The organism is Amycolatopsis sp. NPDC039088 (assembly GCF_055598845.1).
In genome coordinates this window covers 1-22,023 of the sequence record NZ_JBVKAE010000034.1, presented here as the reverse complement: position 1 = coordinate 22,023, position 22,023 = coordinate 1, and the positions used below count along the sequence as shown (strand labels likewise).

General features: G+C 69.5%; 21 protein-coding genes and 1 rRNA gene. 4 read left to right on the top strand and 18 right to left on the bottom strand.

Annotated elements, in window-relative coordinates:
* Window positions 1–383: 383 nt before the first annotated feature.
* The 6 genes from ACZ7KI_RS33565 to xerD form a co-directional block, all read right to left on the bottom strand.
* Window positions 384–1,136: a pseudouridine synthase gene (locus ACZ7KI_RS33565; protein ID WP_037303202.1), complete on the bottom strand. Its 753-nt coding sequence runs from the start codon at window positions 1,134–1,136 to the stop codon at window positions 384–386.
* Window positions 1,126–1,839, bottom strand: a complete 714-nt coding sequence (gene scpB, locus ACZ7KI_RS33560) for an SMC-Scp complex subunit ScpB (protein WP_470277048.1) — start codon at window positions 1,837–1,839, stop codon at window positions 1,126–1,128. The genes ACZ7KI_RS33565 and scpB overlap by 11 nt, the downstream gene beginning before the upstream one ends.
* Window positions 1,836–2,771: a segregation and condensation protein A gene (locus tag ACZ7KI_RS33555; RefSeq protein ID WP_470277047.1), complete on the bottom strand. Its 936-nt coding sequence runs from the start codon at window positions 2,769–2,771 to the stop codon at window positions 1,836–1,838. Before ACZ7KI_RS33555 ends, scpB begins: the two co-directional genes overlap by 4 nt.
* Complete coding sequence (locus ACZ7KI_RS33550; protein WP_470277046.1) at window positions 2,771–3,196, bottom strand: cobyrinic acid a,c-diamide synthase; 426 nt, start codon at window positions 3,194–3,196, stop codon at window positions 2,771–2,773. Before ACZ7KI_RS33550 ends, ACZ7KI_RS33555 begins: the two co-directional genes overlap by 1 nt.
* A complete protein-coding gene (locus ACZ7KI_RS33545) occupies window positions 3,193–4,140 on the bottom strand; it encodes a ParA family protein (RefSeq protein ID WP_244162326.1) in 948 nt (315 codons plus the stop codon). The genes ACZ7KI_RS33550 and ACZ7KI_RS33545 overlap by 4 nt, the downstream gene beginning before the upstream one ends.
* A gap of 161 nt (window positions 4,141–4,301) precedes the next feature.
* Complete coding sequence (gene xerD / locus ACZ7KI_RS33540) at window positions 4,302–5,204, bottom strand: site-specific tyrosine recombinase XerD (RefSeq protein WP_470277101.1); 903 nt, start codon at window positions 5,202–5,204, stop codon at window positions 4,302–4,304.
* A gap of 117 nt (window positions 5,205–5,321) precedes the next feature.
* Between xerD and ACZ7KI_RS33535 the strand changes: the two genes are divergently transcribed.
* Window positions 5,322–5,807, top strand: a complete 486-nt coding sequence (locus ACZ7KI_RS33535) for a DUF1707 domain-containing protein (protein WP_470277045.1) — start codon at window positions 5,322–5,324, stop codon at window positions 5,805–5,807.
* A gap of 105 nt (window positions 5,808–5,912) precedes the next feature.
* Here the strand turns inward: ACZ7KI_RS33535 and ACZ7KI_RS33530 are convergent, their stop codons facing one another.
* Both ACZ7KI_RS33530 and ACZ7KI_RS33525 read right to left on the bottom strand, forming a co-directional pair.
* Window positions 5,913–6,548, bottom strand: coding sequence for an NUDIX domain-containing protein (locus ACZ7KI_RS33530; protein WP_470277044.1), 636 nt, complete (start codon window positions 6,546–6,548; stop codon window positions 5,913–5,915).
* Window positions 6,545–8,248: a CTP synthase gene (locus ACZ7KI_RS33525; RefSeq protein ID WP_470277043.1), complete on the bottom strand. Its 1,704-nt coding sequence runs from the start codon at window positions 8,246–8,248 to the stop codon at window positions 6,545–6,547. Before ACZ7KI_RS33525 ends, ACZ7KI_RS33530 begins: the two co-directional genes overlap by 4 nt.
* A gap of 88 nt (window positions 8,249–8,336) precedes the next feature.
* Here ACZ7KI_RS33525 and aroA point away from each other — a divergent pair, with 88 nt between their 5' ends.
* Window positions 8,337–9,620, top strand: a complete 1,284-nt coding sequence (aroA, locus tag ACZ7KI_RS33520; RefSeq protein WP_470277042.1) for a 3-phosphoshikimate 1-carboxyvinyltransferase — start codon at window positions 8,337–8,339, stop codon at window positions 9,618–9,620.
* A gap of 12 nt (window positions 9,621–9,632) precedes the next feature.
* Here aroA and ACZ7KI_RS33515 read toward each other — a convergent pair whose 3' ends face one another.
* Window positions 9,633–10,310, bottom strand: coding sequence for a GntR family transcriptional regulator (locus tag ACZ7KI_RS33515; protein ID WP_470277041.1), 678 nt, complete (start codon window positions 10,308–10,310; stop codon window positions 9,633–9,635).
* Window positions 10,311–10,468: 158 nt separating this feature from the next.
* Between ACZ7KI_RS33515 and ACZ7KI_RS33510 the strand changes: the two genes are divergently transcribed.
* Complete coding sequence (locus ACZ7KI_RS33510) at window positions 10,469–11,911, top strand: NCS1 family nucleobase:cation symporter-1 (protein ID WP_470277040.1); 1,443 nt, start codon at window positions 10,469–10,471, stop codon at window positions 11,909–11,911.
* Window positions 11,911–12,621 carry an aspartate/glutamate racemase family protein gene (locus tag ACZ7KI_RS33505; protein WP_470277039.1) on the top strand — a complete coding sequence of 237 codons (711 nt, stop codon included), beginning with the start codon at window positions 11,911–11,913 and terminating at the stop codon, window positions 12,619–12,621. The genes ACZ7KI_RS33510 and ACZ7KI_RS33505 overlap by 1 nt, the downstream gene beginning before the upstream one ends.
* Before the next feature lie 76 nt (window positions 12,622–12,697).
* On the opposite strand, the gene ACZ7KI_RS33500 is transcribed toward ACZ7KI_RS33505, so the two are convergent.
* The 9 genes from ACZ7KI_RS33500 to rrf all read right to left on the bottom strand — a co-directional run.
* The gene (locus ACZ7KI_RS33500) at window positions 12,698–13,645 is read right to left on the bottom strand and encodes a copper transporter (RefSeq protein ID WP_465507509.1); all 948 of its coding nucleotides are present in this window, start codon (window positions 13,643–13,645) and stop codon (window positions 12,698–12,700) included.
* On the bottom strand, window positions 13,642–14,826 hold the full coding sequence (gene steA, locus ACZ7KI_RS33495; RefSeq protein WP_470277038.1) for a putative cytokinetic ring protein SteA: 1,185 nt from the start codon (window positions 14,824–14,826) through the stop codon (window positions 13,642–13,644). The genes ACZ7KI_RS33500 and steA overlap by 4 nt, the downstream gene beginning before the upstream one ends.
* A 106-nt stretch (window positions 14,827–14,932) precedes the next feature.
* Window positions 14,933–16,729 carry a DNA repair protein RecN gene (gene recN, locus ACZ7KI_RS33490; RefSeq protein ID WP_470277037.1) on the bottom strand — a complete coding sequence of 599 codons (1,797 nt, stop codon included), beginning with the start codon at window positions 16,727–16,729 and terminating at the stop codon, window positions 14,933–14,935.
* A 104-nt stretch (window positions 16,730–16,833) separates the two neighbouring features.
* Entirely contained in the window at window positions 16,834–17,745 is a 912-nt protein-coding gene (locus ACZ7KI_RS33485; protein WP_465507512.1) for an NAD kinase, read from the bottom strand.
* Entirely contained in the window at window positions 17,742–18,557 is an 816-nt protein-coding gene (locus ACZ7KI_RS33480) for a TlyA family RNA methyltransferase (RefSeq protein WP_465507513.1), read from the bottom strand. Before ACZ7KI_RS33480 ends, ACZ7KI_RS33485 begins: the two co-directional genes overlap by 4 nt.
* A gap of 4 nt (window positions 18,558–18,561) precedes the next feature.
* On the bottom strand, window positions 18,562–18,795 hold the full coding sequence (locus tag ACZ7KI_RS33475; protein WP_470277036.1) for a hypothetical protein: 234 nt from the start codon (window positions 18,793–18,795) through the stop codon (window positions 18,562–18,564).
* 22 nt (window positions 18,796–18,817) lie between these two features.
* A complete protein-coding gene (locus tag ACZ7KI_RS33470; protein ID WP_470277035.1) occupies window positions 18,818–19,807 on the bottom strand; it encodes an HAD-IIA family hydrolase in 990 nt (329 codons plus the stop codon).
* Entirely contained in the window at window positions 19,800–21,767 is a 1,968-nt protein-coding gene (locus ACZ7KI_RS33465; RefSeq protein ID WP_470277034.1) for a tetratricopeptide repeat protein, read from the bottom strand. The genes ACZ7KI_RS33470 and ACZ7KI_RS33465 overlap by 8 nt, the downstream gene beginning before the upstream one ends.
* Window positions 21,768–21,932: 165 nt before the next feature.
* A 5S ribosomal RNA gene (gene rrf, locus ACZ7KI_RS33460) occupies window positions 21,933–22,023 on the bottom strand; the annotation flags it as partial.

The following is a 22,023-nucleotide window of genomic DNA, read 5'->3' as shown; positions in this document are numbered from 1 at the left end:
ACGCGGTCGACACCCCGCGCAGTAGGGCGGAAAGTCTTATTGAGGGAAAGTCAACCTACCCTGACGGTAGTGAAGGAGGCTTTCGCGACCGTCGGGACTCGCCCGGCTTTTGACTGTCCACAAGGGACACTTTTCGCGACGATTGTGCCCGGTTTGAGTGAATTGCGCGGTTTTATGCGGGGGTCGTGAGTGATTTGGGGTGTTCTAACCCTCATTATCACTCACGACCCCACATGGAATCGTACATAGCGGCATCAACCGGACACTCAATCGCCCGGCGATGTCCCTTGTGGACACTGAACCCCGGTGGCGTCCGGAATCAGACCTGCCCTACCTCGACTTTGCCAGGATCCTGGCGCCAGACGGAAGGAAGGGGGCCGGTCTTACAGATCGACCGCGCGGTAGAGCGAACCGACCTCGCCGCGGTTGAGCCGCCGGATCGAGCCCGACCGCTGTGCGCCGAGCTGGACGTCGCCGAGCGCGGTCCGGACCAGTTTGCGCACCGGATGCCCGGTGGCCGCCATCAGCCGCCGCACGATGTGCTTGCGACCCTCGTGGATGACCAGTTCGATCTGGGTCCGTCCGGCCAGCATGTCCTTGACCCGGAACTGGTCGACCTTGACGATGCCGTCCGGCAGCTCGAAGCCTGCCCGAAGTTCCTTGCCGAGCCCGCGCGGGACGATGCCCTCGACCTCGGCGAAGTAGGTCTTGAGCACCTGGAACGACGGGTGCATCAGCCGGTGGCCGAGGTCGCCGTCGTTGGTGAGCAGCAGCAGGCCTTCGGTGTTCTCGTCGAGCCTGCCGACGTGCACGATGCCGGGCGTCTCCTCGTACCGGCCGCGCAGGTAGTCGCCGACGCACGGGCGGCCGCGGTCGTCGCTCATCGTGCTGTGCACGCCCTTGGGCTTGTTCAGCACGAGATAGACGAGGTCCTCGCGGACCTGGACGCGGGTGCCGTCCACGTGGATCACGGAGTTGTCCGGATCGACCCGGCGGCCGAGTTCGGTGACCACCTTGCCGTCCACGCTCACGCGACCGCGCACGATCAGGTCCTCGGCCGCGCGCCGGGAGGCGACGCCCGCCTGCGAAAGGACCTTCTGCAGCCGAATGCCGTCGGGATGCGGGTCAGATGTCATCGATGGTGTCCACTTCGGGTAGCAACGGAGCGATGGGCGGAAGGTCGGCCAGGGACGACAGGCCCAGTCGCTCCAGGAACAGCTCGGTCGTCACGTACAGCGTGCCAGTGGTTTCGGGGTCGGTCCCCATCTCCTCGATCAGGCCGCGTGCCAGCAGCGTCCTGATCACCCCGTCCACGTTCACCCCTCGGACGGCGGCGACCCTGGCCCTGGTCACCGGCTGCCGATAGGCGATCACGGCGAGGCTCTCCAGAGCGGCTCGCGTCAGCTTGGAACGCTGGCCGTCGAGCAGAAGCTTCTCCACGAACGGGGCATAGACGTCCCTAGTGTAGAACCGCCACCCTTCGCCGACGCGGCGCAGGTCGATTCCGCTGGATCGCTCGGTGAACTTCTGCGCCATCGTGCGCAGCGCGACGGTCACCCGCGACTCGGGCTGACCGACGGTCTCGGCGAGCGATTCCTCGTTGATCGGCGAGTCCACGACCAGCAACAACGCTTCGAGAGCGGCTTCGAGCGCCTCGTCGGAGGTGAGGTCGGGAAAGTCCCCGGCGCCCGCCGCCACGAGCCCCTCGTCGGCAGGCGCGTCGTCGGCGAGCGGCTCGTCGACGAACTGCTCCGCAGTCTCGTCTGGCTTCGCAGTCTCTTCCGGATCCACTCGCGTGTCTTCGGTCTCTTCGGTCTCTTCGGTGTTCTCGGGGCTCACCCGTACTCCTCGTCCTCGACGACGGCCAGATCGTGTTCGGCCGCCACCGACGCCTCCGCCACGGACCCGCCGGTCCAGCGCACGTGCAATTCGGCGAGTGCCTCCAGCTGCTCGAACTGGACCGTCGCCTCGCGGTACAGCTCCAGCAGCGCGAGGAACCGCGCCACGATCTCGACGGTGTGCTCACAGTCCTCGACGAGCTCGCTGAAGGTCGCTTCGCCGCGCTCCGCGAGCTTGAGCCGCAGCAGCGCGGCGTGCTCGCGCACCGAGACCCGGCCCATGTGGATATGCGCGATGGACACCGTCGGCGGCGGCTTCGGCCGGAAGACCGCGATCGCGATCTCGGCGAACTTCGCCGGGTCGACGCCGAGCATCACCTCGGGCAGCAACCCCATGAACCGGTCTTCGAGCGCGACCGACCGCGGATAGCGTCGCAGCGCGCCCGCCTCCAGCTCGCCGAACAGCGCCGCGACCTGTTTGTACGCCCGGTACTGCAGCACGCGCGCGAACAACAGGTCCCGTGCTTCGAGCAGGGCGAGGTCGTCTTCGCTCTCCACCTCGGCAGCGGGCAGGAGCCGCGCCGCCTTGAGGTCGAGCAGGGTGGCCGCGATGACCAGGAACTCGGTCGTCTCGTCGAGGTTCCATTCCGTGCCGAGCGCGCGGGTGTAGGCGATGAAATCGTCCGTGACCTGGTGCAACGCGACTTCGGTGACGTCGAGCTGGTGCTGCGAGATCAGCTGGAGCAGCAGATCGAAGGGGCCCTGGAAGTTCGCCAGGTTCACCTTGAACTTGGACGTGCTCAGCTCTTCGCTGGCCAGTCCTTCCGGGACCATCCCGCCGTGCACGGTCTCGTGCACGGCGGGGGTCTCGTCTGCTTCCGTCCGCTCGACCGGCTCTGGGCCGCTTTGCGCAGCCGCGGCCGGATCGTCCATCAGTTCTCGGTCTCTTTCCCGTCCTCGGCGCCCGCCCGCAAGCGCTGGACGAGGACCGACTCCTCGCCGGCCGCGTCGAAATCGGCCAGCAGGACGGCCACCGCCTCGCGGACGAGCCTGCCGCGGTCGAGCACGAGCCCGTGCTTCGCCCGGAGGTTCAGCCTCGCCTGCTCCATCGCCAGCAGTTCGTCGCCGGAGACGTAGACGGTGATCTTCGCGTCGTGTTTGGTCCGCCCCGAACCGCTGCGCGCGGCACGGGTCAGCTGTTCCTTGTGCGCCTGCCCGTCCCCGTCCGCCGAACCGTTCCCGTTGCCGTTCCCCGTCGAGGGGGCGGGCTGCGCGGGCGCGGGCGGGAGATCGAGGGCGGGGCTGGAGGTGATCCTGAAAAGTTCGGACGCTCCGGGCAGGGAAGCTCGCCTGCTCACCGGGCGATCACCTCACGGGCCAGCGCGCGATAGGCTGCCGCGCCGGCTGATTTGGGGGCCCAGGTCGTGATCGGCTCGCCCGCGACGGTCGTCTCGGGGAACCGCACGGTGCGGTTGATCACCGTGTCGAACACGATGTCGCCGAATGCCTCCACCACTCTCGCCATGACCTCCTTCGAGTGCAGGGTTCTCGGGTCGTACATGGTGGCGAGAATCCCCGTGATGTCCAGTTTGGGGTTGAGGCGTTCCTGCACCTTCTCGATGGTGTCGATCAGGAGCGCTACGCCTCGCAGACTGAAGAACTCGCACTCCAGCGGGATGATCACACCGTCCGCGGCGGTCAGTGCGTTCACCGTCAGCAGGCCTAGCGAGGGCTGGCAGTCGACAAGAACATAGTCGTAGTCGTTCATGACCGGACGAAGGACCCGTAACAAAGTGTGTTCGCGTCCTACCTCTGCGACCAACTGGACCTCGGCCGCGGACAGGTCGATGTTGCTCGGCAGCAGGTCGACGCCGTCCACCCGGGTCTTCCGGATGACGTCGGTGATGCTGACCGAGCGCTCCATGATGACGTTGTAGACCGTCTGGTCCAGCTCGTGCGGCTGAATGCCGAGACCGACCGAGAGTGCGCCCTGTGGATCGAAGTCGACCAGCAGTACCCGGCGGCCGCATTCGGCGAGCGCAGCACCGAGGTTGATGGTCGAGGTGGTCTTGCCGACGCCACCCTTCTGGTTGCACATGGCCATCACCAGGGCGGGGCCATGCCGTTCCAGAACCGGTGGCTCGGGGATCTCGCGGAGGGGTCGGCCAGTCGGGCCGATGCCTTCCCTCTCGAGTTCTTGTTGCTTGGTTTCTTTGGCGCGCTTGGCCTTGCGGCCACGGGAAGAGATCGTGTCCTCCGACGGTTCGTCGCCGTCGTGTTCGGCGGGGGTTGCGATGGTCACCTGGCTGAGGCTCGCCGCGGCCGAACCGGCGGACGCGGACGGCTTCGCCGGTTCGTTCGGTGTCGACATGGCGCGAAAGCTCCTCTTCGGCTAGGTCTCCGGCAGCCTATGCGCGGATCGCGAATCGAGCCAAAGCGGCTCGCCGGGGCCGATCGGGTCGATTAACCGAGCGCGCGGGGATGTGCTGTCGCGTAAACCTCGCGGAGCGTGTTGACCGTGACCAGCGTGTACACCTGAGTGGTGGTCACCGAGGCGTGACCGAGCAGTTCCTGTACGACGCGGACGTCGGCGCCGCCTTCGAGCAGATGCGTGGCGAAGGAATGGCGCAACGTGTGCGGGGAGACACCCGCCTTGATGCCCGCGGCTTCCGCGGTGTCCTTGAGCACCTGCCACGCGCTCTGCCGGGAAAGCCTGGAGCCGCGGGCGTTGAGGAACATCGCCGGGGTGCCCCTGCCGTGGGTGGCGAGCACCGGCCGGGCGCGGACGAGGTAGGCGTGCACCGCTTCGAGCGCGGGGCGGCCGATCGGGACGATGCGCTGTTTGCCGCCCTTGCCGTCGAGCAGCACGGTCCGTTCGGCGTCGTCGATGTCGTCGACGTCGAGTCCGACGGCCTCGGAGATCCGCGCGCCGGTGGAATAGAGCAGTTCCAGCAGCGCCCGGTCCCGCAGCGCGCGCTCGCCTTCCGGTGGCGGGGTTTCCAGGAGTTTCAACACCTCGTGCACCGGCAACGCCTTGGGCAGCCGCTTCGCCGCCGCGGGCGGCCGGACCTCGCGGGCCGGGTCGCTTTCGGTGATGCCGTCGGCGTGCGCGAACTTGTGCAGCCCCCGCACCGCGACGAGCGCGCGAGCCGCCGAGGACGCGGCAAGCGGCCGGTGCTCTTCGTCGCCTTCGCGCAAAGCCGCGCCGAACGAGGTGATGTGCGCCGGGGTGACGTCGGCGAAACGTTCGACGTGAGCGTCATCGAGGTACGCGGTGTACCGGCGCAGATCGCGCGAGTAGCTGTCGAGGGTGTTCTTCGCGGTTCCGCGCTCGACCACCAGATGGTCGAGGTAAGCGGCGACCACCTGGGCGACTCCGGCACCCCCAGCCCGTGACACACGGACACTCTAGGCCCCACCAAGAACTTCTTGGTGGCGCCGCGCTCGCCGCGTCGCGGGTGTGAAACGGGCTACCTTGGGACCATGTCCCAGCAACCGGACCCGGACGAGATGCGCGTCGGCACCGCCGAGCGCGAGGAGGCGGCAAGGCTGCTCGCCGACCACTACAGCCAAGGGAGGATCACGCCCGACGAGTACGAGGGTCGTGTCCTCGCCGCGTACGAGGCCGTGACGCTCGGCGAACTCCGGCCGCTGTTCCAGGACCTGCCCGCCCCGCATCCGACGTACCTCGCGCCGCGGTTCGACCCGCCGCCGTTCGTGCCCGTGTACCAGCAGCCCGCCGCGGTCCTGCCGTACTCACCGAAGTCGAAGATCGCGGCCGGGGTGCTGCAGATCGTGCTGCCGTTCGGGATCGGGCGGTTCTACACCGGGCATGTCGGACTCGCTTTGGGGCAACTGGCGGTCGTGGTGTTCACCTGCGGCATCGGGGTGGTCTGGCCGATGGTCGACGGGATCGTGCTGCTGACGAACGGCGGCACCGACGCGCAGGGCCGCCGTCTGCGCGACTGAGCCCCGGCACGTCACCGGCCCTCTGACTCCCCTCCCGGATGCTATGAAAGGTCCTTTCCTTGCAAAATTTGCAAGGAAAGGACCTTTCATAGCGCGCGAAGGGGGTCAGAGGCCGCGCGAAGCGAACTTCGTCGGCCGGTCCTCCCAAGGCGCGTCCGCCGGACGAGCCGAAGCCGCGCCCGAAAGCACCGCGTGCGCGGCCAGCACGCCGCCGACGGTCGCCCCGTTCACCAGCTCACCGGCCAGCGCCATCCGGACGGCCTCGGCGAGCGAGAACTTCCGCATCACGAGGTCCGCCTCCTCCTCTCCGAGGACCTCCCTGTCCACTTCGGACAGCCCTCGGGCGAGGTAGACCCGGACGACCTCGTCGGTGAATCCCGGCGACGCCGCGATGTCGACGAGGGTCTCCCAGCGCTCGGCGCTGAGCCCGACCTCCTCGACCAGCTCGCGTTTCGCCGCGGCGACGGGGTCCTCCCCCGCCTTGTCGATCAGCCCGGCCGGCAGTTCCCACAGCCGCCGCCCGATCGGGTGGCGGTACTGGTGGATCAGCGTGACCGTGCTGTCCACGCCTTCGTCATCGAGCGCGACGACGGCGACCGCGCCGAGGTGCTCGACGACCTCGCGGCGAGCCGTACCGCCGCCGGGCATCACGACCTCGTCGACCCGCAGCCCCACGACCCGTCCGATGTGGACGTCCCTTGTGGACGCGACGGTGAACTCGTGCTTACCGGGCTCGGTCACCTGACTCCAGTCCGAGCCGCTTCGGCCAGCTCGACCGGCAGCCGTTCGGCGACCTTGCGGTCCACGACCGCCTTCACGAACGCACTGAACAGCGGGTGCGGCCGGGTCGGGCGGCTCTTGAGCTCCGGGTGCGCCTGGGTGCCGACGAAGAACGGGTGCTTGTCGGCGGGCAGCTCGACGAACTCGACCAGATGGTCGTCGGGCGAGGTGCCCGAGAACACCAGACCGGCCTCGGAAAGGCGCTTGCGGTAGGCGTTGTTGACCTCGTAGCGGTGACGGTGCCGCTCGGAGACCTCGTTGCTGCCGTACGCCTTCGCGACCTGCGAGCCCGGCTTGAGCTTGGCGACGTAGGCGCCGAGCCGCATCGTGCCGCCCATGTCGCGCTCGCCCGCGACGACGTCACGCTGGTCGGCCATCGTGGAGATGACCGGGTTCGCGCTCGTGTCGTCGAACTCGGCCGAGTTCGCGTCCTTGATCCCGGCCAGGTTCCTCGCCGCGTCGATCACCATGCACTGCAGGCCGAGGCACAGGCCCAGCAGCGGCAGCCCGTGGGTGCGGGCGTAGGCGATCGCGCCGACCTTGCCCTCGATACCGCGGATGCCGAACCCGCCGGGGATCAGCACACCGTCCACATCGGACAACGCGGAGGCGGCACCGGCCGGGGTCTCGCAGTTGTCGGAGGCGACCCAGACGATCTGGACCTTGGCGCGGTGGGCGAACCCGCCCGCGCGCAGCGCCTCGGTCACCGACAGGTACGCGTCCGGCAGGTCGATGTACTTGCCGACGACCGCGACCCGCACCGTCTCCGACGGGTTGTGCACGCGGTCGAGCAGGTCGCCCCACACGGTCCAGTCGACGTCGCGGAACGGCAGCCCGAGGCGGCGCACCACGTAGGCGTCGAGCGCCTCACGGTGCAGCACCTTCGGGATGTCGTAGATCGACGGCGCGTCGGGGCAGGCGATGACGGCCTCGGTGTCGACGTCGCACATCAGGCCGATCTTGCGCTTGAGATCCTCCGGCAGCTCGCGGTCGGCGCGGCAGACGAGCGCGTCGGGCTGGATACCGATGTTGCGCAGCGCGGCGACCGAGTGCTGGGTCGGCTTGGTCTTCAACTCACCCGAGGGGGCGAGGTAAGGCACCAGCGAGACGTGGAGGAAGAAGCACTGGTCACGGCCGACGTCGTGGCGGACCTGACGGCAGGCCTCCAGGAACGGCAGCGACTCGATGTCGCCGACGGTGCCGCCGACCTCGGTGATCACGACGTCCGGGCTGTTCCCGTCCTCGTCAGCGCCGGCGGCGGCGGTGATCCTGGCCTTGATCTCGTCGGTGATGTGCGGGATGACCTGCACGGTGTCGCCGAGATACTCACCACGGCGTTCCTTGGCGATGACCTCGGAGTAGACCTGGCCGGTGGTGACGTTGGCCTTGCCGTCGAGGGACCGGTCGAGAAAACGCTCGTAGTGCCCGATGTCCAGATCGGTTTCGGCGCCGTCGTCGGTGACGAACACCTCACCGTGCTGGAACGGGTTCATCGTGCCTGGATCGACGTTGAGGTACGGATCCAGCTTCTGCATCGTGACCCGGAGCCCACGTGCGGTAAGGAGCTGACCCAGGCTGGAAGCCGTGAGTCCCTTACCCAGAGAGGAGGCAACGCCTCCGGTGACAAAGACATACTTGGTAGCCCGCGACTGAAGTCCCACGGGCTTCCACCTTATCCCACGCCCGCCGGAGCGCTCAGTGGCCACGCCGCAAGCGTCCGATGGAGTGGAAAACCGCTACTCTCGCGACGTGACAGACGCGCACGACACCTGGACCGCACCGGTCGCGGAAGGCCCGCTCGACGCGGACATCCGCGTCCCCGGCTCGAAGTCGATCACCAACCGGGCCTACGTTCTCGCCGCGCTCGCCAGCGCGCCGACGCGGGTGCGGACCCCGCTCGACTCCCGCGACGCGCGCCTCATGCTCGGCGCCATCTCCACCCTCGGCGCCCATTCCCAGGGCAGCATCGGCGGTTACCTCGTGCACCCGCTCGGCCACGGCCGGGTGCATCCCGATGAGACCGTCCGGGTGGAACTGGGCAACGCGGGCACGGTCGCCAGGTTCACGCCCGCCCTGGCCGCGCTGGGCACCGGCCCGGCACTGTTCGACGGCGACGAGGCCATCCGCCGCCGTCCGATCGGGCCGCTGCTGAAGGCACTGCGCGGCCTCGGCGCCCGGATCGAGGACGACCGCCGCGAGGCGCCGCCGTTCACCGTCCACGGCGAAGGCGGCCTGCGGGGCGGCAAGGTCGATCTGGACTCTTCGGCGTCTAGCCAGTTCCTGTCCGCGTTGCTGCTCGCCGGGCCGTCGTTCCAGCAAGGGGTCACCGTGCGCCTCGTCGGCGGCGCGGTGCCGAGCGAACCGCATATCGCGATGACCGTCGAGATGCTGCGCCGGTTCGGGGCCACCGTGGACCGCGAGGGCACCGAGTTCCACGTCGCGCCGACGCGGCTTTCCTGCCCCGAATACATCGTCGAGCCGGACCTCTCGACGGCCGCCCCGTTCGTCGCCGCGGCGGTCGTGACCGGCGGCACGGTGCGGATCGCGGGCTGGCCGCAGCGGACGACCCAGCCGGGTGACTGGCTCCGCAGCCTGCTGCCCGTCCTCGGCGCGACCGCCGAACTCGACGCGGGCGGCCTGACGGTCACCGGCGGTGGCACGATCCCCGGCGTCGAACTGGATCTGCACGAAGTCGGCGAGCTCACCCCGGTGATCGCGGCGCTGCTGTGCTTCGCCGAGGGCCCGTCGATCATCTCCGGGGTGGCGCATCTGCGTGGCCACGAGACCGACCGGCTGACCGCGCTGGCCACCGAACTGTCGTCGCTCGGCGCCGACGTCCGCGAGACCGAAGACGGGCTGCGGATCACCCCGGCCCCGCTGCACGGCGGGAAGTTCCACACCTACGACGACCACCGGCTGGTGATGGCGGCCGCCGTACTGGGACTGCGGGTCGAGGGGATCGAGGTGGAGAACCCGGAGACGGTCGGGAAGACCTATCCCGGGTTCACCGAAGCCTGGACCGCGATGCTCTAGACCATGACCTGTTCAGCCCGCGGAGCGTTCGCCGTCGTCTTCGGGGAACAACGCCCGTAGCGTGACTTCACGATTCACCCGCACGTGTTCGACGGCGTGGGCCCGCGCGCGGTCCGCGTCACCCGAAGCGATCGCGTCGTAGAGGCGGCGGTGCTCGTCGAGCAGTTCGCCCCAGTGCTCGTTCTGGCTGGTGAGCCAGCGCAGCCTGCCTTCGAGCGGCCGCAGGATCTCGTGCAGAAGGCCGTTGCCTGCCAGCGCGACGATCTCGTCGTGGAACCGGGTGTTGAGCAGGGTGATCCGCGCCGGGTCGCCGCTTTCGGTGGCGCGCGCGGCGTCGGCGAGCAGACGTTCGAGCGCCCGGAGTCCCGGTTTGCCCGCCCGCTCGGCCGCCAGGCCCGCGGCGAGGCCTTCGAGCGCCTCCCGGACGTCGAACAGTTCCTCGACGTCGGCCCTGGTCAGCTGGCGCACGACGATGCGCCGGGGTGACTGGACGACGAGGAAGCCTTCGGCCTCCAGGCTGCGGATGGCCTCGCGCACCGGGACCCGCGAGACGCCGAGGTCGTCGGCGAGCTCTCGTTCGACGAGCCTGTCCCCCGGCTTCAACCGTCCGGTGAGGATCCGTTCGCGCAGCTCGTCCCGGACCCGTTGCCGGGTCGCGGCCAGCGGCTGCCGCGGTCCTTCCTCGGCCACTCCGTCCCCCTCGCTCAACACAGCCGTAACAGCTCGTAACCCGAGTTTATCGGCAGAAACCTTGACGACGGGCCATCACGGGGTGATATTTGGGATACCAAATTTTGGGATACCAAATCGACCAGCGCTTGTCGTCACACGTCGATCCGGAGGCCCGCATGACCGCCGCCCCAGCCACCCGGTCCGCGAAGTCCGTCGCGACCGAGCCCGATCCCCGGCTCTGGAACTCCGACCTCGCCCCGGCGGAAGAACGCCGCTGGAAGGTCTACGACATCTTCGCACTGTGGATGTCGGACGTGCACAACCTCGGCAACTACACGTTCGCGGCGGGCCTGTTCGTACTCGGACTCTCGGCCTGGCAGGTGTTCACGGCGCTGCTCTTCGGTTTCGTGCTCATCTACTTCGGCATGAACATGATGGGCCGGATCGGGCAGCAGACCGGCGTCCCCTTTCCCGTCGTCGCCCGGATCAGCTTCGGCACCTTCGGCGCGAACCTGCCCGCGCTGATCCGCGCGATCATCGCGATCTTCTGGTACGGCATCCAGACCTATCTCGCCTCGGTGGCCATCACGCTGCTGGTGCTCGCGATCGATCCAGGCCTGAAACCGTTGACAGAGGTCGGTTTCCTCGGTCTGCACGCACTCGGCTGGATCTGTTTCATCGCGCTGTGGCTGGCGCAGGCGCTGGTGCTCACCCGCGGCATGGAGGCGGTGCGCAAGTTCCAGGACTGGTGCGGCCCCGGCATCTGGGTCGTGATGATCGCGCTCGCGGTGTGGGTGCTGGCCGCCGCGGACTGGAACATCTCCCTGACAAGTAACCCGAAATCGCTGTCCACCGGGGAACAGGTGCGGCAATGGTTCGGCGCCGTCGGCCTCATCCTGTCCATCTACGGCACGCTGATGCTCAACTTCTGCGACTTCTCGCGGTTCGCCCCGAACCAGAAAACGGTGCGCCGCGGCAATTTCTGGGGCCTGCCCATCAACTCGACGGCGTTCGCGCTGCTGTCCGTCCTGGTGACCGCCGGCAGCCTGCAGGTGTTCGGTGAGGCCATCACCGACCCGGCGGAACTGTTGGCCCGCATCGACAACACCCCGGTGCTGATCATCGGCGCGCTGACCTTCGCCATCGCCACCATGGGCGTGAACATCGTCGCGAACTTCGTCTCCCCCGCCTACGACCTGGCCAACATCTGGCCGAAACGGATCACCTTCACCATCGGCGGGATGATCAGCGCGGTCGCGGCGCTGTGCGTGCTGCCGTGGAAGCTGTACTCCTCCCCCGCGGTGGTCAACTACTTCCTCGGCGGCCTCGGCGCCTTCCTCGGCCCGCTGTTCGGGATCATGATCGTCGACTACTACCTGGTGCAACGGGGCCGGATCGACGTCGACAAGCTGTTCGTGGCCAACGCAGACTCGCCGTATCACTACAAACGCGGCGTGAACCCGCTGGCGATGATCACCTTCCTGCCCACGGCGGCGCTGTCCGCGGTCATCGCGCTCGTGCCGTTCTTCGCCCCGGCGGCGTCGTACTCGTGGTTCATCGGCACCGCGACGGCCGCCACGCTCTATCTGGTGGTGTCACGGAAGCAGCGGGTCGCCTGATGCGGATCCTGGTCACCAACTGCAACACGACCGAGGCCATGACGAAGGAGATCGAAGCCGGAGCCCGTGCCGCGGCGAGTCCTGGCACCGAGATCCTCGCCAGAACGCCACTGTGGGGCCCGGAATCCGCGGAAGGCTGGCTGGACAGCTTCTTGAGCGCGGCGGCCGTCCTCGACCTGCTCAACGGCATGGACGAACCCTTCGACGCGCTCGTGATGGCCGGTTTCGGCGAGCACGGCCGGGAAGGGGCAAGGGAGTTGCTCGACGTCCCGGTCGTCGACATCACCGAGGCGGCCGCACATCTGGCCTGCCTGTTGGGAAGACGGTACGGCGTGGTGACCACATTGGACCGGACGTGCGGGCTCATCGAAGACAGCCTGCATGCCTCGGGAGTCGCGCAGAACTGCGTCGGTGTCCTGGGCGCCGGACTCGGCGTGCTCGAACTGACCGACGAACGCCGGACGGAGTCGGCGCTGCTGACCGCCGGACGCCGGGCGCGTGACGCCGGTGCGGAAGTGCTCGTCCTCGGCTGCGCCGGGATGACGGGACTGGACCGGCGGATCTCCGCGATGCTGGACATCCCGGTGATCGACGGCGTCGCGGCCGCCGTCCGTCTGGCGGAATCCCTGGTGGCCCTCGACCTCAAGACCAGCCGGGCCGGCTCCTACGCCCGCCCCCTGCCCAAAACCCGCGTCTGGCCTCGCATTTAGTCCTCTGAACGCGGTCCTTGCGCGTGCAACTACCGCATTCAGAGGACTAAATGCATGGGTTCGGGAAGCTCAGTGGCTAGTTGCCCGCGGCGGCGATGCCCGGAGCCGGGGCCTGGGCGTTACCGGCGATGCCGTAGCGCCCGGCGCCGCCTTCGAGCTGCTCACGCAGCGCCATGATCGTGGTGACCCGGCCCGCCGCGGTCTCCGCGTTGTCCACAGTGGACAGGATCGACGTCGCCGAGGTGTCGGCGCGGACGACCCCGATCGCGCCGGTGCCGTCGGCGGATCCGGCGTCGCCCGCGAGCACCGTGCCCGCGCCGGAACGGTCGAGCTGCGCGGCGAACCGCGCGACGGTCGAGGCACGGTCGCCCGCGCCGTCACCGGTGTACTTGGAGCCGGTGAGCACGATCGCGAGCTGCGCGGGCTTCACGTCCTGGCCCGCCTTGAGGAAACCGCCATCGGTGAGCCCGCCGAGCGCGGCCGCCAGTTCCACCGGCGTGGACTGCGGCTGCGCGTTGTCCTTGTTCAGCAACGCCACCGAACCGAGCAGCGCGCCTGCCAGGGTGCCCGGGTCCCCCGCGGTCGGGAACTGGACCCCGGCGGGCTGCAGGCGCGTCACGACGTCACGCAGCTGATCGGACCGCATCGGATCGGAGAACGCCTCGGTCAGCTGGATCTCACCGGTGACCGAACCACCGGCCTGTCCGACGAGCTGCTTGAGCGCGTCCCGGTCCGCGGGCTTCGCGTCCTCGGTGGTCACCAGCACCACCGAACGCTTGTCCAGCTGTCCGGCGACGACCTTGGGTCCCATCGCCCCGGCGAACGCGTCCGCGTCGCTGAGCCGGGCGTTGAGGGAATTGCGCTGCGCCTCCAGATCCGCGACCTGGGAACCCAGGTCCTCCTTCTGCCCGGCGAGCCCGGACAGCAGCGAACCGTTCAGCGCCGTGGACCCGAGCACCACCCCGATGGCGAGCGCCAGAAAGCAGGCCGCGATGGAAACGATGTGGTACCGCAGAGAAATCACGTGAAAAGTCCCTTGCCCCAGGCGATGAACGAGTTCCAGGTGTCGCGGATCCAGTCGAGGTAAACCGAACCCACGTCGGAGACCAGCAGCGCGGCCGCCACGGCAACCAAGGCCGCCAGCACCAGCAGGACGACGGCGCCGATCGAGACGCGGCTGCGGTGCAGGGTCGCGACCGCCTTGCCGTCGACCAGTTTCGTGCCGAGTTTCAACCGGGTGAGGAACGTCGACGGGTTCGACCCGGACCGGCCGTGGTCGAGGAATTCCCGCAGTGTCGCCTGGAAACCGACGGTGACCACCAGGCTCGCCTCGTGCGCGTCGGCCAGCAGCAGGGCCAGGTCCTCGGCGTTGCCCGTGGCGGGGAAGGTGACCGCGCCGATCCCGAGGTCCTGGATGCGCTCGACACCCGGCGCGTGCCCGTCCGGCTGGGCCGGGACCACGACCTCGCCGCCGCTGCGCAGCGTTTCCGCGCCGATCCCGTGCGGGTCGCCGACGATGACGTCCGGCAGGTAGCCCTGCGCCCGCAGGGTGTCGGCACCGGCGTCGACACCGATCAGCACCGGACGGTGCTCGGAAATGTACTTCTTCAGCTTCTTCAGATCCTCGGCGTGCCCGTTGCCGCCCGCGACCACCAGTGCGTGCCGGTCCCGCAAGGGAACCCGGATCTCCGGCACCCCGACGCCGTCGAGAATGAGGCTGCGTTCCCGGCGGAGGAATTCGATCGTGTTCGCGGAGAACGCCTCCAGCTGGGTGGACATCCCGGCCTTGGCCTCGATCATCTGGTCCGCGACGCTTTCGCGCGTCTGCTGGATCCCAGACCCGATCTGCCGCTCGCCGACGTAGACGACGCCCTCGTGCAGGCGGAGTTTCGTGCCGTCCTTCACCTTGCGCAGCAGCTCGCCGCCGACCGAGTCGACCAGCACGATCCCCGCCTCGAGCAGGACCTCCGGCCCCAGGTTGGGGAACCGGCCGGAAATCGACGGCGAGGCGTTCACCACCGCCGCCACTTCGGCCTCCACCAAGGCGTCGGCCGTCGAACGGTCGAGATCGAGCTGGTCGAGGACGACGATGTCGCCAGGGCTCAGCCGGCGGAGAAGCTCACGGGTACGCCTGTCGACCCTGGCGACGCCGGTGATCCCGGGGAGGGTCTCTTGGTTACGCGTGAGCAAGCCGGTGAGCTTCATGCGACCGATAGTGACAAATCGGTGCGGCCTTATGCGTCCGCCACGCCGAAGGGAACACGCCGATTAACCCACACCGGGTGGCGCCACTCCTATGACGTCTCGTCCGTTACTTCGCCTTCTTGCGCTTTCCGCCGCGGCGGGCTTTGGGCTTGTCCGGCGCGCTCTTGTCGGCCTCGGCGACGGCGAGCAATTCCTCGGCGTGTGCCCGGCCGGTCTCGGTGCTTTCCATTCCGGCGAGCATCCGCGCGAGTTCGACGACCCGCTCGGATTGTTCGAGTACGCGCACGCCACTGCGGGTCACCCCGCCGCTCGTGCCCTTGTCCACCACCAGATGCTGATCGGCGAACGCGGCGACCTGCGGCAGATGCGTGACCACCAGGACCTGGTGGCTGCGCGCCAGCCGCGCCAGCCGCCTGCCGATCTCGACCGCCGCGCGACCGCCGACGCCGGCGTCGACCTCGTCGAACACCAAGGTCTGCACGGTGTCCGCATGCGCGAGGACCACCTCGATCGCCAGCATCACGCGGGAAAGCTCACCGCCGGAAGCGGCTTTGTGCACCGGGAGCGGCGGTGCGCCGTTGTGTGCGCGCAGCAGCAGCTCGACGTCGTCGACGCCGTCGGGGCCGGCGTGCACGAGCCTGCCTTCGACCTTCACCGCGTGCGGGTCGCTCTCGTCCACGGTGCGCCGCTCGACGGTGATCTCGATTTCGGCCTGCCCCATGGCGAGCCCGGACATCTCGGCGGTGATCGCTTCGGCCAGTTCGGCGGCGGCCTCGACGCGCGCTTCCGACAACCGGAGGGCGTGTTCCGCCAGTGTGACGGCGAGTTCGTCGCGGCGCTTGGCCAGTTCGGCCAGCGCCTCCTCGGAAGTGTCCATCGTGGACATCCGGCGGCGGGCGTCGTCGGCCCAGGCGAGCACACCGTCCACATCGGCGGCGTACTTGCGCGTGAGCCGCTTCAGATCGGCCTGACGCGCGAGCACCTTCTCCAGCAGCGCGGGGTCGGCGTCGAGCGTTTCGAGGTAACTCCCCAGCTCGGTGCCCACTTCGGACAGCAGCACCGAAGCCTCGTCGAGGCGGGGGCCCAGATCGCGGAGCACGGCGTCCTCGGAGCCCGTCAGCTGGCGCGTCGCCTCGCCGATGAGCCCCAGCGCGCCGGGCGCGTCCGGATCCCCGTCGGACGAACCGGCGACGGCGGCGTGCGCCGCACTGGCCGCGGCCCGCAGTTCGTCGACCGCGGCGAGCCGCTTGATCTGCTCGGTGAGGTCGGTGTCCTCGCCGGGTTCCGGTGCGACGGCGTCGATCTCGGCGAGACCGTGCCGCAGCAGGTCCGCCTGCTGGGCCATCTCGCGGGAACGGGTGGACCGCTCGGTCAGTTCGGCGACGACGGCGAGCCACTCGTCCCGTACCGCGCGATACTGCTCCAAGGGTTCGGTGACGGCCTCACCGGCGAACCGGTCGATGACGGCCCGCTGCTCGGCGGGCCGCAGCAGCCGCAGCTGATCGTTCTGCCCGTGCACCGCGATCAGCTGCTCGGACAGATCGGCCAGCACCCCGACCGGCACCGAACGGCCACCGAGGTGGGCGCGGGAGCGGCCGTCGACCGAGACCGCGCGCAGCGCGATGACGCTGCCGTCCTCGTCGACCTCCGCCCCGGCGTCGGTGACTATCCGGGTGGCGCCCTCGGCACCGCCCAGTTCGAATCGGCCTTCCACGAAGGCCTTCAGCATTCCCGTTCGCACCTTGGACACTTCGGCTCGGCCGCCGGAGAGCAGGTGCAACCCGCTGACGACCATGGTCTTGCCCGCACCCGTCTCACCGGTGACGACGGTGAAGCCCGCGTGCAGTTCCAGCAGGGCGTCCTCGATGACTCCGAGGCCCTGGATGCGCATCTCGGCCAGCACGACGCCCACCGTAGCGGCCTACCCCGACCATTCCCGCACCCGGCACGAGATGAACGGGACTTTCCTGGCGAATTTCGCGATGAAAGTCCCGTTCATGAGCTCCGTCAGCGGGCGTGCCGCTCCCGCCAGCCCTTGATCGGCAACGAGAACTTGTGCACCAGCCGGTCGGTGAAGGGGCCTTCCCACAACCGGATCAGCCGCACCGGCACCCGGCCGCAGGTGACCCGCACGGCCGCACCGGCGGGAAGATCGAAGGTCCGCGATCCGTCGCAGGTCAGGACGGCGGGCGAGCCGTCCGGATCGATGGCGACGGTGATCTCCGAGTCGCGGGAGACGACCAACGGCCGGGAGAACATCGCGTGCGCGTTGCTCGGCACCACCAGCAGCGCCTGGACGTCCGGCCAGATGATCGGCCCGCCCGCGGAGAACGCGTACGCCGTCGAGCCGGTCGGAGTGGCGCACAGGACGCCGTCGCAGCCGAAGGAGGACACGGGCCTGCCGTCGACCTCGATGAGGGCGTCCAGCACGCGCTCACGTGAACTCTTCTCGACACTGGCCTCGTTGAGCGCCCACGTGTGGACGGTCTCCTCGCCGTCGATGCTGACCGTGACGTCGACGGTCATCCGCTCTTCGACCTGGTAGTCGCCGTCGACCGCGCGCTGGACGGTGTCGGCCAGCTTGTCCGAATCGGCTTCCGCGAGGAACCCGACCCGGCCGAGGTTCACCCCCAGCACCGGAACACCGTTCGGCCTCGCCAGTTCCGCGGCCCGCAGCAACGTGCCGTCGCCGCCGAGCACGAACACCAGCTCGGTCCCGGCCGCCGGGTCCTGTTCCGGCGCCATCACCGTGCAGGGCGCGCCGATCCCGCCGTCCGCCTCGAGCATCTCCCGGACGTCCTCGTCGAGGACCCGCAGCCGCACACCGGCCTTGGCGAAACGGGCCGATACCTCGCGTGCCGCGTCCCGGGTCGCGTCCCGGTCCGGGTGCACGACGAGCAGCACCTCGCGATCGCTCATTGGGGTCCCTCCAGGACTGCGGTACGGACGAGCCGTTCGGCGTCGGTGCCGACGGTCTCCCCCGTCCCGCGGGTAAGCCAGACGAAGTATTCGACGTTGCCGGACGGGCCGGGAAGCGGGCTCGCCACGACGCCGCGCAGGCGCAGGTCCAGCTTCTCGGCCTCGGCGAGCACGCCGAGCACCGATTCGGCCCGCAGCTCCGGGTCACGCACGACGCCGCCGCTGCCGAGCCGGTCCTTGCCGACCTCGAACTGCGGTTTCACCATCGGCACCAGATCGGCGCCGTCCCGTGCGCAGGCGGCCAGGGCGGGCAGCACGAGTTTGAGCGAGATGAACGAGAGGTCACCGACCACGAGGTCGACCTGCCCGCCGAGGTCTTCCGGGGTCAGGTTGCGGACGTTCGTCTTGTCGAGGACGACCACGCGGTCGTCGGTGCGCAGCCGCCAGTCCAGCAGACCGCGGCCGACGTCGGCGGCGAGCACCGTCGCGGCGCCGTTGCGCAACAGGACGTCGGTGAAGCCACCGGTCGAGGCGCCGGCGTCGAGGCAGCGCTTTCCGTCGACGGAAAGGCCGTGCGGGGTGAAGGCGGCGAGCGCGCCCAGCAGTTTGTGCGCGCCGCGCGAGGCCCAGCCAGGGTCGTCGCTGTCGCGCACCACGATCGGCGCGCCGGACTCGACCCCGGTCGCGGGTTTGGTGGCCACCATCCCGCGCACGCTGACCTTGCCCTCGGCGATCAGCGCGGACGCCTGCTCGCGGGAGCGGGCCAGACCCCGCCGGACGAGTTCCGCGTCCAGGCGGGCGCGTTTGGGCACGCGGTCAGACCTTGTCGATGGTGGACAGCGCCACCGTCAGCTCGGTGTGCACGGCTTCGAAGCGGTCGACGTGCTCCGAGAGCGGAAGCGAGGCGAGGTCGTCGAGGCCCGCCACGGCTTCGTCGACCCCGGCACGGGGATCCGTGTCCTGCTGCGAGAAGTGGTCGGTTTGGTCACTCGGGACCGGCGGCGGTCCGGGCACCGGGGGTCGCGGAACGGGGTGGAAGTGGTCTTGCACCCCACCAAGTTAGCAGCGCTGGTCAGGCGAGGCGCAGCTCGCCGAGCGCGGCGCGGGCGGTGTCGCCGACGCCACGGACCTCGGTGATCCCCGCCTCCCAGGCAACCCAGCACAACGCGCGCAACAGGTCCAAGGAGTCGCCTTCACCCTCGGCTTCCAGCACGTCACCCTGTGCGGTGACCCGCCAGCCGTCCTTCGGGCCGACCTCGAGTTGATCCGCGCGGCCGCCGAGGCCGGACAGATCCCACGCGAGGTACCGCGGCCGTTCCTCGGGCCTCGCCTTGATCAGGGACGCCGCGTCGGCGACCCCGGTCAGCACGCAGAGCGCGTCGATTCCGGCCGCGACCGCGCCCTCGATGTCGGTGTCCAGCCTGTCGCCGACGACGAGGGACCGCTCCGCACCCGCGTCCCGCGCCGCTGTGGTGAACAGCGTCGGCGCCGGTTTACCCGCCACCAACGGTTCGACGCCGGTGGCGGTGCGTAACGCGGCCACCATCGACCCGTTGCCCGGCAGCAGTCCGCGTTCGGACGGCAGGGTCGCGTCGACGTTGGTCGCCACCCACAGCGCGCCCGCGCGGATGGCGAGGCACGCTTCCGCGAGGGCGGCCCAGGTGTTCTCCGGGGAATGCCCCTGCACGACGGCGGCCACGTTTGGCCCGGCTTCCCGGACCGTGCGCAGTCCCGCCGACTCGATCTGGGCGGCGAGCGACGCCGTGCCCACGACGAGCACGACGGCGCCTTCGGGCAGCCGCTCACCCAGCAGGGCGGCGGCCGCCTGAGAGCTCGTGTGAACCTCGTCGGGGGTGGCGGGCAGGCCGAGCGCCTCCAGGTGCGCGGAGACCTCCTCGGGTGCCTTGGAGGCGTTGTTCGTCACCCAGCGGACGGCCGTGCCGGCGTCCCGAAGCGCCCGGAGTGCTTCCGGGGCGCCCGGGACGACCGTGCTGCCGTGATAGACCGTGCCGTCGAGGTCGAAAAGGACCGCGTCGTACCCGGCCGACAGGGCGTCAGCCATTCGTGAGCTCCGCGGCGCGCTCGGCGGCGTCGGTCTCGTCCTCCTCGTCGGCCTCTGCCGCGTTGAGGAACCAGCGGATCGCTTCTTCCTTGCGGTCGGCGGCCGCGAGGTTGTCGGCGTAGGCGTAGAACAGCCGGGCGCTCCACGGGTCGCGCTTCTCCGCCTTGAGGTCGTCGCCCTGCAGGGAGACGACGGCGGCGTCCAGCTGACCGAGGTCACGGCGCGCACCGGCGGCGACGATCGCGAGTTCGATCTGGGTCGCCTTGGACAGACGCTCCTTGTCGACCTCCTTCGCGAGGTCCAGCGCCCGCTCCGGGCGCCCGATGGCACGCTCGGCGTCGGCGATGATCGCGATGTGGTCGTCGGCGCGGGTCATCCGGCGAACGGCTCGAAGCTCCGACAGCGCTTCGGACCAGTTGCCGGCGTGGTAGGCCACCAGACCGAGGGCCTCACGGACGATCGGCACACGTGACGCCTTGGCCTTCGCGTACTTGGCGTGCTCCATCGCGGCTTCGGGGTCTTCGTCGACCAGCCCGCCTGCCGCGACGAGGTGCTTGCCGACGGTTTCCGCGAGTGCCTTGGGCAGGGTGCGGAGTTCGCGGCGGACTTCTTCGTCGAGGTCGGAGAACTCGATGCCCTCGGGCAGTTCCGGAGCCGACAGCAGCTCGCGCGCCAAGGTCTCGTCGTCGACCGGCTTGTCTTCGGCGCGCGGCGAGGAGCGGAAGTCCTTGCGGCCCTCGGAACGATCGCGCTGGGGACGGTCGTCACGCTTGCGCTCGAACCGGCCTTCACCGCCGCGGGAATCACCGCGCTTGTCGTCGTACCGCTTCTCCGGCCGATCGGACGGCCTACGGTCGGGACGCTCGGAACGGACTGGACGGTCGGACCGCTCGGGGCGGTCGCCGGAGGGGCGGTAGCCGCCACGGCGGTCGTCGTCGCGGCCGCGGTCACGGTCGCCGAAGCTCTTGCGCTCGTAGCCACCGCCAGTGGGACGGCGGTCGCCCGAGGAGGGACCACGCCGGTCGTCACGGCGATCGTCGCGACGGTCGCCGCCGTAACCACCGGAACGCGCACCACCGCGGTCGTCGCGGTAGGACGGGCGACGGTCGTCGCTGCCGCCACGCTTGTCGCGGTCGCCGTAGGACTTGCCCTGCGGGCGGCCTTCGTAGCGGTTGCCGGACGGGCGGTCGTCGGAACGGCCGCGGTTGTCCGAGCTGTACCCGGAGCGAGCCGGACGGCTGTCGGTGCGCTTCTCGTACCGGCCTTCGGAACGGTTGTCCGCACGATTGTCGGAACGGCTGTCCGAGCGATTGTCGTAGCGACGCTCGGGACGGCCCTCGGAGGAGCGGTAGCCGCCACGGTCACCACCGCGGTTCTCGCGGTTGTCCGACCGGTAGCCACCGCGATCGCCGCCGCGGGTGTCCCCGCCACGGTTGTCGGACCGGTAGCCACCGCGGTCACCGCCACGGCTGTCGCCACCGCGGTTGTCGGAGCGGTACCCGCCGCGGTCTCCGCCACGGGTGTCGCGGCTGTCGCGCCGGTCGTCGGACCGGTAGCCACCACGACGGTCGTTGTCGCGACCACCGGACCGGTCGTCGCGGCGGTCGCCTGCTCCGGTACCGCCACGGCGGTCGTCGTTGTTGTTGTAGCGCGGACGGTTCTCGTCGCGGCCCTGACCGGCGAACCGACCGCCGGCACGCTGGTCGCGAGGACCATCGCCGCTGCCGGCGCTTCGCGCGGGCTTGCCGGGATAGCTGCCGGTGCCGCGGGCACCGCGGTCGTCACGGCGCGGGCGGCCCTGGTAGCCACCGTCGCGGCCACCTCGGTCCTGCCCGCCGCCGGCGGAACCGCGCCGGTCACCTCGTTGCGCGTCAGACCGGCCTCCGCGGGGACTCTCGTCCCGGCGACCCGACCGGCCGGACGCGCCATCATCTGAGTCACGTCGACCGAACTCGGACACCTGGCCTCCTGCCACTATTGAAAAAGTTTTCGATACCGGCGACACCCATCGGGCGCGCCAACGGACCACTGTAGTCCGTCCATGGACATGAAAAGAGACAGGGCCCTGACCGGGGAGAACCTGTCAGAGGTTCTCGACCCTGGTCAGGACCCTGTCCTGAAGTTAGTCCGGCGGTGTCCTACTCTCCCACAACCCTTCGGTTGCAGTACCATCGGCGCTGTCAGGCTTAGCTTCCGGGTTCGGAATGGGACCGGGC

What these genes read in the sequence shown, in the direction of transcription:
- ACZ7KI_RS33565 (WP_037303202.1), bottom strand. Translation starts at nt 1,136, where the DNA reads ATGACATCTGACCCGCATCCCGACGGCATTCGGCTGCAGAAGGTCCTT.
- ACZ7KI_RS33555 (WP_470277047.1), bottom strand. Translation starts at nt 2,771, where the DNA reads ATGGACGATCCGGCCGCGGCTGCGCAAAGCGGCCCAGAGCCGGTCGAG.
- ACZ7KI_RS33535 (WP_470277045.1), top strand. Translation starts at nt 5,322, where the DNA reads ATGTCCCAGCAACCGGACCCGGACGAGATGCGCGTCGGCACCGCCGAG.
- ACZ7KI_RS33510 (WP_470277040.1), top strand. Translation starts at nt 10,469, where the DNA reads ATGACCGCCGCCCCAGCCACCCGGTCCGCGAAGTCCGTCGCGACCGAG.
- ACZ7KI_RS33505 (WP_470277039.1), top strand. Translation starts at nt 11,911, where the DNA reads ATGCGGATCCTGGTCACCAACTGCAACACGACCGAGGCCATGACGAAG.
- steA (WP_470277038.1), bottom strand. Translation starts at nt 14,826, where the DNA reads ATGAAGCTCACCGGCTTGCTCACGCGTAACCAAGAGACCCTCCCCGGG.
- ACZ7KI_RS33485 (WP_465507512.1), bottom strand. Translation starts at nt 17,745, where the DNA reads ATGAGCGATCGCGAGGTGCTGCTCGTCGTGCACCCGGACCGGGACGCG.
- ACZ7KI_RS33470 (WP_470277035.1), bottom strand. Translation starts at nt 19,807, where the DNA reads ATGGCTGACGCCCTGTCGGCCGGGTACGACGCGGTCCTTTTCGACCTC.